The sequence below is a fragment of the Enterobacter sp. CM29 genome, assembly GCF_013179605.1.
Lineage (GTDB): Bacteria > Pseudomonadota > Gammaproteobacteria > Enterobacterales > Enterobacteriaceae > Enterobacter > Enterobacter intestinihominis.
On the sequence record NZ_JABMCU010000156.1, the window covers coordinates 1 to 10,586 of the forward strand.

The following is a 10,586-nucleotide window of genomic DNA, read 5'->3' on the forward strand; positions in this document are numbered from 1 at the left end:
CCAAAAGCAGTGAAGATGATCTGCAAAAATGCGTGGGTAAAATAAAGCAGAAGATGATCAAAGGCATCATCATGCTAAGCTCGCCGGCGAACGAGTCGTTTTTCTCGACGTTGGATGAATACGGTGTGCCCGTGGTCGTCATTGGTAAAGTGGAAGGAAATTACCAGAATATCTATTCTGTCGACACGGATAATTTCCGCGACAGCGCCATATTAACAGACTCGTTTATCACGCATGGCCGCACAAAAATTGCCTGCCTGCATGCCCCGCTCGATTATCACGTCTCTATCGATCGCCTGGCGGGTTATAAATTCAGCCTTGAGAAACACGGCATCGAAATTAACCCGACCTGGGTTATCGATGGCGGCTATACCCATGAAAGCGCGCTTCAGGCGGCCTGCCAGCTACTCTCCTCAGACAACCCGCCCGATGCGGTTTTTGCGACTGACAGCATGAAATTGCTGAGTCTTTATCGTGCCGCGGATGCGCTAAATCTGGCGATCCCGGAACAGGTCGCAATGGCAGGATACAGCGACCCGATGCTATCTCTCATTTTAACCCCTGCACCAGGCGGCTTTGATATCCCCACGAAAAAGCTGGGCGAAGAGAGCTGCGATTTGTTGTTCAGGTGCATTGCGGATAAACCTGCGCCGCATAAGGTATTGGTTGAAACACATTTTTCAGATGCAACTTCGTTACGCTAAAAACCAGGGGCAAACGCCCCTGGTATAACGTCATCAGAACGCGTAATTGACGCCGACACCCGCATAGTGGAAGCGGTCGCTCTCGCCTTCGTCATGATTTTCCCATTCGTAAGCATACTCGAGCGTCATGGAAAGGCCATTCGCAAAGTCATAAGCATAGAGCAGACCCAGTCGATTGAAGTCATGTCCTTCACGAGTTGGATCGTCCTGCCAGTCCCAGTTTGACCAGCGATCGAGCCCCAGACGGGTGTAAGGTGTAAGCGTTGTCTGGCCTAATGAAACAGGCAGGTAGGCACGAATCTCCTGGGTGGAGAATTCACCGTTATTACGTGAACTGTCCATATTGAAGCCACGCTCTAAATAGTAGTTAACTTTTGCAGAGACGGTTTCGTTTATTGTCCAGGTAAATCCGGTTTCCGTTTCGACGCGGCTGTCAGAATAACCGGTTTTTCCCAGGTCATTCGCAAACTGGTACATGGCAAACCAACCGCCAAAACGCCAGTCATCTGTTAATTTCACATCCCAGTCAGGCTGAATTTTATAGCGCTGCATATTAGCACTACCGTCTTTCGCACCGTGCTCATCTTTAAAATGATATCCATAATTACGGAAACCGCCCGTAAGACCCAGCGTAAAATCCTCTGTGCCAATGAAGCGATACCGTAATTCAAATTCAGGACGATCGAAATAGGTGCCGCGCGTCATGCTGCTGTAATCAACCGGGCCTTCCTGATACATCGCCAGTGAAATTGTCCACGCATCATACGTGGCGTTAAACCACACGGAAGGTTCATATAATCCATCTTTATCGTCGCCCTGACCTTCGACGTTTTCAATTTCATACATGGCACCAATATTAAATTCCCACTGTTTGGTTGACTCTGTTGCTTGCGCGCAGCTTACCCCTGCGCACAGAACGAGCGCAGCACTTCTTAGTAGAGTACTCATTAAAATATTCCTTTATAATTAACATACAAAAAAACCGGAAACTTTCATTTCCGGCGAATACCTTTCTTATCTAATAGCTGCTTCAGTATCAGCATCGAAGAAATGGCACTTACTCATATCGAACTGGATGCCGATATTATCTCCTGCAACGTAATCATCCGCCGCTCCCGCACGGACAACCAGTTCATGCCCGCCCAAGTTGGCATACAGCATAAATTCTGCCCCAGTCAGCTCAGCGACGCTGATCTTCGCCGCGATGTTTTCACCGCTGCGCTGTAGCGTGAGAATGTCTTCCGGACGGATCCCAAAGACGACCGCTTTGCGCTGGTAACCTTGCGCATTCAGTACGGCCAGCTTCTCCTCCGGGATCTCCAGACGCAGCGTTTCCGTCACGAAGTATCGGTCGTCGATCGCGCCACGAATGAAGTTCATCGCAGGTGAACCAATAAAGCCTGCAACGAACATATTCGCCGGCTCGTTGTAAACCTGCTTCGGCGCGCCCACCTGCTGAATGATGCCGTCTTTTAAAATCACAATACGGGTCGCCATCGTCATGGCTTCCGTCTGATCGTGCGTCACGTAAATCATGGTGGTGTTGAGCTTCTGGTGCAGCTTGCTGATTTCAGCGCGCATCTGTACACGAAGCTTGGCATCGAGGTTTGACAGCGGTTCATCCATCAGGAAGACCCCTGCTTCACGCACTATCGCCCTGCCTAACGCCACGCGCTGACGCTGACCACCTGACAATGCGCCAGGTTTACGCTGGAGATAGTCGCGTAAACCCAGGATCTGGGCCGCCCAGCTAACACGTTCTTCGATGATGGAAGGTGCTATTTTTTGCATCTTCAGACCAAACGCCATGTTGTCGTAGACCGTCATATGCGGATAGAGCGCATAGTTCTGGAAGACCATTGCGATATCACGGGACTTGGCGGGAACATCATTCATGCAAACCCCGTCAATAATCAGTTCACCTGCGCTGATCTCCTCAAGGCCGGCGATCATTCGCAACGTCGTGGATTTCCCACAGCCCGATGGACCGACGAAGACGATAAATTCTTTATCTTCAATCTCGAGATTGAAATCCTTAACCACGTGGACCTGGTTATCATAGATTTTCTGAAGGTGTTTCAGAGACAGTTGAGCCATTATTAATTCCTTATCAATACGCCCGGGATGCCCAGAACGCCGTCAGGCGTTCCCAGGTCAGTTCCTGCGTTGAATGAAGTTGTAATCCCGCATGGTTCAGGCCAGGCCCAATCCCGACCGACAGCATTCCTGCGGCGTTGATCGCATCTACCCCTGCGGCGGCATCTTCGATACCAATGGCCTCTTCAGGACGCACGTTCAGTCCTTTACAGGCTGCAAGGAAGATCTCCGGGTCCGGCTTTGAGCGGCAAATGCGCGAAGCATCGGCGCAAAAATCGAAAGCCTGATGAATACCCAACGCGTGCAAAATCCCAGGGGCATTAAGCGATACGGATGCCAGCCCAATTTTGACCTTCGCGGCGCGAATATCCGCCAGCACGTCGCGAATACCCGGGAGCAGCGAATCCTGCGTCAGTGATGCCAGCGACTGGACGTAAAGCGCGTTTTTTTTCGTTGCCAGCGCCAGGCGCTGCTCGTCACTAAACATCCCCTCTTTCCCGCCATGTTTCAGAATGCGCTGGAGGGAGTCCATACGGCTTATTCCCTTCAGCTGTTCGTTAAATACTTCATCGAAGGTAATACCAATCTCCTCCGCCACGGCGCGCCAGGCCAGAAAGTGAAGATGCGCGGTATCGGTGATCACCCCGTCCAGATCGAATACAACAGCGTTAAGCGTCATGGCGCCCCTCCGTGGTAGCGGTCCCATTAACAGGTGCAAGAAAGTCCTTATGCGCGCAGACTTTTCGCCCTGATACGTGCAGCGTTTTACCCCACAGCGTCAACGTGACAGGTGCGGTAGTCTCAATGGTTAACTGGTCATTTTCACAGGTAATGTGCATTGTTGCGTCCCGCCACCGCAGCGGGAAGGCGAGTTTCTGCCAGTGAACAGGCAGTTTCGGTGCAAGATGCAGCTCCCCTTCGCTAATGTGCAGGCCAGCAAACCCCTGAATAGCGCCCAACCAGATCGCACCGGTGGCGGCGGCATGAATACCGTCATCACTGCTGTGTGGGTCGTCCCCCAGGTCGATGGCGATACCGTCACGCCAGAAGGCATACGCCCCCTCGGTGTCACCGCAGCGTGCGAGCACAATGCCGTGAATGGCTTTACTCAGGGATGAATCATGAATCGTGCGTGGCTCGTAGAACGCCAGATTGGCGGCACATTGCTGCGGCGTAAACCGTTCCGGCAGCAGGTAGTTAAGCATCACCACATCGGCCTGCTTCAGGATCTGCATCTCGTTCACTTCCGCGCGAGAGTAATCAAGCAGAATGGTTTGCTTACCCGCTTTGGCTTTATAGCGGCTCAGATCGATGGCAGGTTTTGCCATGAAGGTATCATCCTGCGGGATCACACCGTCTGCGTCGGCCTCTGGCAGCCACAGGCGCGCCAGGAACTTCCCGGCATTCTCCGTAAAACGCGCATCTTCACGGCCAAACATCGCCATAAACTGACGCGCGCAGGCAACGTTGTGCCAGGCCAGATAGTTGGTGTAGGCGTTGTTGTTGACATGCTCGGTGTATTCATCCGGCCCGATCACGTCATGGATCTCAAGACGACCATTGATTTCCGTCGCGCGTCCCATCCAGAACGAAGCGGTTTCCATCAGTAGCGTCAGCCCCTCATTCCGCATAAAGGCATCGTCGTGTGTTGCCTGCCAGTAAGCGACCACGGCCCAGGCGATATCAGCCACGATGTGATGTTCAGCGAGTGCGGAAGCCACCTTCTGGCGAACCCCGGTGCGGATGTTGATTGCCGCGAATTCTGGCGTCTCTTCCTGTCCGCTGGCCGCACTTTCCCACGGGAACAATGCACCCGGCCAACCGTTACGGCGCGCTTTTTCCCGTGCGCCTGCCAGATTAAGCCAACGATAGCGTAGCAGGCTGCGGGCAATCTGCGGGCGGGTAAACAGATGGAACGGCAGCAGGAAAATTTCGGTATCCCAGAAGACGTGCCCCTTGTACCCCTCACCCGTCAGCCCTTTCGCCGCAATACTGCTTCGCTCATCATGAGCAGGCGTCATTGTCGTCAGATGCCAGACGGCGTAATCCAGCGCCTGCTGATCCTGTTGCTCTGTGGAAGTCACTTCCACACGTGCGTCGCGCCAGACATCTTTCCAGGCATACGCTGAGCTTTCAAGCAACGCCTCATAACCTCTTGCCGCACAGACTTTAAGATCGGCCAGCGCGTTGCGCGCGAATGACTCCTGCGACAGCGCTTTCTCGCTACGATGAGCCACCCAGACGATCTTCTCAAGCGTGACAGTGTCACCCCGAACAATCGTCAGCGAATGATGCACGCTGAGACGGCGGTTTTTGGCGGTGAAACAGCTGTCGCTTTTCGTCGAGAGCTGGCAATACGCCGAAACCACAACCTCAGATGCACGGTCCTGCGTTTCATACACGCCCTGCATGTAGTGCTGGTCAAAGATCCTGACCGAGATTTCATCCAGATGCTGTCTGCCGCTGTTCGTTTGTGTCGCATCTATGCCGGTTTTCAGCACGGCCTGAGCGTCGCCATCAAGCGGTGTGATCGAGAACTGCATTGCCACTAAGGGCAACTGGTCCAGCGAAACAAAACGACGGCTCTCCAGCCGATAACGTTTCCCGTCGGGTGCACGCCAGACAACGTTGCGATGCAGTTCGCCGTTAGCAAAGGCCAGCTCGCGCTGCCATTCAAGAATTTCGCCTGACAGGAGCGTGAAATTGACGCCATCAAGCTCAACATCAATACCGGTGATATCCGGCAGATTGACCAGCTCAGTAGTCTCGTTGCGACCCGCGCAATGATAAAGCCCCGCGAGATACATGCCTCTGGTCTGCTGGGTGTAATCTTCTTCATGCGTAGCGCGAATGCCCATGTATCCATTCCCGCATGTCATGACAGAGGCATATTTGTTCAGGCTGTGAGGACAAAAGCCCGGATCGTTTAATACAGACACGTTCAGCATAATGTCACGCTTTCCCCTGTTTCTGCTGATTCATAAAGCGCGGCAACAAGCTGTTGTATAACCAGACCCTGTTCTGCGTCAGCGATCATAACGTGCTCTCCCAGCACATGACGCACGAAGGCATCCATACTGCGCAGATGGCGCTGATCGTCCGCCTCTTCACGATGGAAAAGGGTTTCTAAAACACCGGCTTCGTCGTTATAGATATGCGCCGGGAACAGCGTTGCGCCTGCATTTTCACCGCAGAAAGAGACGTTCATGATGGACTGCTCGCGGATGTTAAGCGCAAAGGAGGTGTCCAGACGCAGAACGCCGCCGTTGCAGAATTCAATCGTGCCAAACAGGGCATCTTCCACGGTAAACTGCGTAGGATCCCATTCGCCAAACTGACCGTTGTGTTTCCGGTTCCCCAGTCTCTGGAAGCTGTGCGCGGTTACCCGCTTCACAGCCGGGAAGCCCAACACGTACATCGCAGCATCCAGCATATGAATGCCGATATCGATAAGCGGCCCGCCACCCTGGAGCGATTTATTGGTGAAAACGCCCCACCCCGGCACACCGCAGCGACGCAGCGCCTGCGCGGAAGTGAAGTAAATTTCACCGAGTGTGCCGTTCATTACCGCATCGCGCAGGAGCTGGGTGTCCAGGGCAAAGCGATGATGAAAATCATACGCAAGGACTTTTCCTGCCTTGCGCGCCGCGATGCGCATCTGGTCGGCCTGTTCCGGCGTCATTGCCGGCGGCTTTTCACACATCACATGGCAACCCGCTTCGAGAGCCGCCATCACATGTTCAAAATGGAATCGGTTAGGCGAACAGATGCTCACCACATCCGGTTTTACTTTCTGCAACATCTCGTGAGCGTCCTGCCATGCCGTTGGAATGGCATAACGTTCCGCGAACGCCTGTGCCTGCTCAAGGCGGCTGTCCATGACAGCCACCATTTGAACATCACTGCGCGTGGCGTAATACGAGGCATGCACTTTGTCTGCAACCTGCCCGGCGCCAATGATGGCGACGCGCAGAGGCAAAGGTGTAGAAGCACTCATCACGCTCGTCATCCTTAGCATTCACGCAGGTAATTGAGTGAGTCCTGATAGGCTTGAGCCGGATCGTCGGCACGAACCCGGCACTCGTACACCACATAACCCTGATAGTTATCAGCACGCAGCTGACCGAACAGGCTGGCGAAATCAAGGCTGCCGCTGCCCGGCTGATAGCGGTGGTTATCAGCAATATGCACATGACCCAGCAGATCGCGGTTGTGATGTAGCGCTTCCGTCAGTGAGTCTTCTTCAATGTTCATGTGGTAGAAATCACCGATGATCTGCACGTGCTTCAGGCCGTTCTCTTCGATGTAACGACGCGCGTCGGCCAGGGTGTTGATCATATGATCCTGATAGCGGTTCAGCGGCTCCAGGTAGACGGTAGTACCGGTGCGCGCTGCTACCTCATCCAGCCAGCGCAGGGAAGCGCTGACCGCTTTGCGATCGCCATCCAGGCTACGTGGCGAAGTCATTGGCGGCAGACGGAAGGTAAACATCCCCCAGGCAGCCGGGACGATAATCCCTTTGCCGCCCACTTCTGCCAGCGCTTCCAGAATGCGTTCAATCTGCTGGAGACCGTTCAGGCGGCGTTCTTCGATGAAATCCCCGATCCAGCCATCGTATCCGCCACACGCCGTCGTAACCGGCAGACCGGTGGCTTTGATAGCGGCTTTCACTTCGTCGAGATGTTCAACCAGCAGCCGGCCATCTATTTCGTAGCCATCAAATCCCATCGCTTTGATGTATTTGAATTTTTCCATGATAGTGGTCGGGAAAAAGGCCTGGTTTTGTGTTGCGATTTTCATGATTTGCTGTCCTTAGCTTAAAAAGTAACGCCCATTTTGATACTGAGTTCCGGGTGCTGATCGACATACTTCATGTAGCTTTCCGGGCTGGTGGTGAAGGTGACGACCGGGTCGATCAGATCTTCACAATTGAGATAACCGTTCATCAGCAATTCCCAGCAGGTCTCTTCAATACGCTTGCGACTCCAGCGTGGATAATCCGGGTTGGGTTCACTGCATGCGCGGGAGAAGACAATCTTCGCGTTGTTGAAGTGTGCTTCGCGGCCCAGGTTGAAGCCTGCCGCAAAAGGTTTGGCGAAAGCCACGTAAGAGATCGTGCCGCCGTAGGCGAGTCCGCGCAGCGCAGATTGCAGCGCATCTGCAAAGCCGCTGGTTTCGATGATAACATCCGCGCCCTGCTTGCCGGTCAGTTTCTTAATTTCAAGACCGACATCGGTACCGATTGGGTTCAAGCAGTGGTCTGCACCGTGACGGCGGGCGATCTCACAGCGATGTTCAATAGGATCGACACCAATAACCACTGACGCGCCAGCTTTTTTCGCCAGCTGAATCGCAATCTGGCCAATAGCGCCCAGCCCGACAACTACAACGAAATCCCCTACGCGGACGTTAGCATCACGCACGCCGCTCATGGCGAACTGAGCCGGATCGTAACAAACAGCGTTTTTCCAGGATGCGCCCTGCGGCATTTTGCGCAGCTTATAGTTGTTCACCGCGTTGACGATGACCGTTTCCTGCAATGGACCGTAGCAGCAAACGCTGTCGCCGATCTGGTATTCCGTTACGTCCGCACCACATTCGATGATGTCGCCGACGATCATGTTTCCCAGCTGGAATTTACCAAATTCGATGCCGCGTGCTGCCCCCTCTTCACGTGGGGTAAACATCTGCCACTCGGCGTTAAACTCTTCATCAATGAACGGGCTTGCCGCGCGGAAATCCACAACTTCGGTGCCGTGTTTCGGGGCGCCATAACGGGCACGAATCTTCACTTCATGTGCTGCAACAGGACGATCTTCGTATTCCACCAGCGCCGCTACACGAGGCGCTGTCGCAACTAATTTTTTCATGACTCACTCCTTGTTAAAATCGGCCGCCTCAGCCCTTTACGCCGCCGGCGGTCAAACCACTTTTAATAAAACGTTCAGACAGGGCATACATAATGACAACGGGCAGTGCCGTCACCAGCGATGCCGCCATCATGCGACCCCAGATGTAATCTGGCGTACTGAAGAGCGTGTTCAGCCCCACCGGCAACGTGAAGTTGCTGGCGCTGGACAGGAAAATGGAGGCGAACAGGTAGTCATTCCACGCCACCATGAAGCAGTAAACGAAGACTGACACCAGACCCGAGATCGCCAGCGGCACGGTGATGCGGAAGATGATTTGCAGGCGGTTCAGGCCGTCCATCATCGCGGCTTCTTCTATCTCATCCGGGATAGTGTCGAAATAGCTGCGCAGCATAAAGACCGCAGTCGGCAACGTCTGCGTCACCATGGTGATGATCAGCGCCAGCTCGGTGTCATAAATGCCGAGCGCGGTGATGATTTTGAACAGCGGCACTACCAGCAGGATCCCGGAGAACATATAGACGGTGTAGAAGCTCGCATTGATCGTCGTGCGCCCTTTAAAGCGCAGTTTGGATAACGCATAAGCGCCCAGCGTACCGAGAAACACCGCAATGACCGAGGAGGTCAGCGACACCACCATGCTGTTACGGAAATAATCCACAAACGGGAAAATCAGCGGGTTAAAGATGTCGATGTAGTGCTGTAACGTCCACTCCTGCGGCAGGATAGTCGGGTGCAGTGAGATCGCCTCTTTCGCGCTTTTGAACGATGTCATCAGCATCACAAAAAACGGAAACAGCGTGATAATCAGGAATACCGCCAGTCCCAGATAAAAACCGATACGGCCCAGAACGCGTTTATTTGTTGCCATTGAGGTTTACCCTTTTTCTGGTCAGCAGAATGACAGCGAATATGATCACAAACAGCACAACGGAAATGGCGGCTGCTTTACCCAGGTCATTGAACGCAAAGGCGGTTTTGTAGAGATATACGCCCAGAATGTCGACCTTGGTGGTGAGCAGATAAACATCCGCAAACATGTAGAACATCCAGATGGTGCGCAGCGTGACCACCGTGGCCAGCACCGGCATGATGGCGGGCAACGTCACGATACGAAAACGCTGCCAGGCATTCGCCCCGTCCATCTCTGCCGCTTCGTACAAGGATTTATCAATGGTCTGTAGAATCGCGAGGAACGAGATAAAGGCGTATGGGAAGTAACGCCAGATGGCGAACAGCACGACCAGGACAAAACTGCTGCCAGGGTTATCGAACCACAGCGGCGCCTGATCGTAGAGATGCAGCAGATCAACGCCAAGATAGTTCACAATTCCGTAGCCGTTGTTGAACATGTATTTCCAGGCAAATACCAGTGAAATAGACGGCGTCACATAGGACAGTATCACCAGTGAACGTGCCGTTTTCCGCATGCGGAATTCACGGTTAAAGAAGATCGCTACGGCCAGCCCCAGTCCGGTGCTGCCGATCACCACCAGCGCCGTATACCAGAACGTCATCCACAGGGAGTGCCAGAACGCAGCATCGCCCAGGATGCGAATGTAGTTATCCAGACCGACGAACACCGCATCAATACGCGGATTCAGCGGTAAACGTAAAAAACTGATTTCAATGTTAGAAATCATTGGCCAGGCCACCAGGCCCCCCAGCAAAATCAGGCTGGGGGCCAACAGCAGCATGGCGAAAGGCATATCTGAACGACCAGAAAACAACGTCTTCATAATTCCCTTCGCAAAGCGCTCCTATCGTTGTGATATCAGGTCAGTCAGTTTCTTCTGGCTGTTGCTTAACGTCGCACTGAGATCTTTTTGTCCCACCGTCACGTTATGCACCATGGAACTGATAATGCCGGACCCGGTAACATCTCCCATGCGGGTAAAGTTCTTGTCGCCCACGG

At 53.5% G+C, this 10,586-nt stretch carries 10 protein-coding genes and 1 pseudogene; 1 reads left to right on the forward strand and 10 read right to left on the reverse strand.

What is annotated here, in order from left to right; all coding sequences use genetic code 11:
* On the forward strand, positions 1 to 704 hold a 704-nt coding region (locus HP459_RS17080), incomplete at its 5' end, for a substrate-binding domain-containing protein (RefSeq protein ID WP_171936526.1).
* A 33-nt stretch (positions 705 to 737) separates the two neighbouring features.
* Here HP459_RS17080 and HP459_RS17085 read toward each other — a convergent pair.
* The 10 genes and pseudogenes from HP459_RS17085 to HP459_RS17130 all read right to left on the reverse strand — a co-directional run.
* Complete coding sequence (locus HP459_RS17085; protein WP_023300241.1) at positions 738 to 1,652, reverse strand: OmpG family monomeric porin; 915 nt, start codon at positions 1,650 to 1,652, stop codon at positions 738 to 740.
* A 66-nt stretch (positions 1,653 to 1,718) separates the two neighbouring features.
* Complete coding sequence (locus HP459_RS17090; RefSeq protein WP_171936527.1) at positions 1,719 to 2,801, reverse strand: ABC transporter ATP-binding protein; 1,083 nt, start codon at positions 2,799 to 2,801, stop codon at positions 1,719 to 1,721.
* Positions 2,802 to 2,814: 13 nt separating this feature from the next.
* Positions 2,815 to 3,480 (reverse strand): beta-phosphoglucomutase, encoded by a 666-nt coding sequence (gene pgmB, locus HP459_RS17095; protein ID WP_022648295.1) that lies wholly within the window; start codon positions 3,478 to 3,480, stop codon positions 2,815 to 2,817.
* A complete protein-coding gene (locus tag HP459_RS17100; RefSeq protein ID WP_045308905.1) occupies positions 3,470 to 5,749 on the reverse strand; it encodes a glycoside hydrolase family 65 protein in 2,280 nt (759 codons plus the stop codon). Before HP459_RS17100 ends, pgmB begins: the two co-directional genes overlap by 11 nt.
* Positions 5,743 to 6,801 carry a Gfo/Idh/MocA family protein gene (locus HP459_RS17105; RefSeq protein ID WP_063146378.1) on the reverse strand — a complete coding sequence of 353 codons (1,059 nt, stop codon included), beginning with the start codon at positions 6,799 to 6,801 and terminating at the stop codon, positions 5,743 to 5,745. Before HP459_RS17105 ends, HP459_RS17100 begins: the two co-directional genes overlap by 7 nt.
* A gap of 11 nt (positions 6,802 to 6,812) precedes the next feature.
* Positions 6,813 to 7,601 carry a sugar phosphate isomerase/epimerase gene (locus tag HP459_RS17110; RefSeq protein WP_023300245.1) on the reverse strand — a complete coding sequence of 263 codons (789 nt, stop codon included), beginning with the start codon at positions 7,599 to 7,601 and terminating at the stop codon, positions 6,813 to 6,815.
* 17 nt (positions 7,602 to 7,618) lie between these two features.
* Positions 7,619 to 8,671, reverse strand: coding sequence for a zinc-binding alcohol dehydrogenase (locus HP459_RS17115; RefSeq protein WP_015570403.1), 1,053 nt, complete (start codon positions 8,669 to 8,671; stop codon positions 7,619 to 7,621).
* A gap of 28 nt (positions 8,672 to 8,699) precedes the next feature.
* Positions 8,700 to 9,542, reverse strand: a complete 843-nt coding sequence (locus tag HP459_RS17120) for a carbohydrate ABC transporter permease (RefSeq protein WP_003856865.1) — start codon at positions 9,540 to 9,542, stop codon at positions 8,700 to 8,702.
* Positions 9,529 to 10,410, reverse strand: coding sequence for a carbohydrate ABC transporter permease (locus HP459_RS17125; RefSeq protein ID WP_022648300.1), 882 nt, complete (start codon positions 10,408 to 10,410; stop codon positions 9,529 to 9,531). The genes HP459_RS17120 and HP459_RS17125 overlap by 14 nt, the downstream gene beginning before the upstream one ends.
* A gap of 21 nt (positions 10,411 to 10,431) precedes the next feature.
* A pseudogene (locus HP459_RS17130) lies at positions 10,432 to 10,586 on the reverse strand (sugar ABC transporter substrate-binding protein); the annotation flags it as partial.

Coding starts and splice junctions, on each gene's coding strand:
- HP459_RS17085 (WP_023300241.1), bottom strand. CDS start 1,652: ATGAGTACTCTACTAAGAAGTGCTGCGCTCGTTCTGTGCGCAGGGGTA.
- HP459_RS17090 (WP_171936527.1), bottom strand. CDS start 2,801: ATGGCTCAACTGTCTCTGAAACACCTTCAGAAAATCTATGATAACCAG.
- pgmB (WP_022648295.1), bottom strand. CDS start 3,480: ATGACGCTTAACGCTGTTGTATTCGATCTGGACGGGGTGATCACCGAT.
- HP459_RS17100 (WP_045308905.1), bottom strand. CDS start 5,749: ATGCTGAACGTGTCTGTATTAAACGATCCGGGCTTTTGTCCTCACAGC.
- HP459_RS17110 (WP_023300245.1), bottom strand. CDS start 7,601: ATGAAAATCGCAACACAAAACCAGGCCTTTTTCCCGACCACTATCATG.
- HP459_RS17115 (WP_015570403.1), bottom strand. CDS start 8,671: ATGAAAAAATTAGTTGCGACAGCGCCTCGTGTAGCGGCGCTGGTGGAA.
- HP459_RS17120 (WP_003856865.1), bottom strand. CDS start 9,542: ATGGCAACAAATAAACGCGTTCTGGGCCGTATCGGTTTTTATCTGGGA.
- HP459_RS17125 (WP_022648300.1), bottom strand. CDS start 10,410: ATGAAGACGTTGTTTTCTGGTCGTTCAGATATGCCTTTCGCCATGCTG.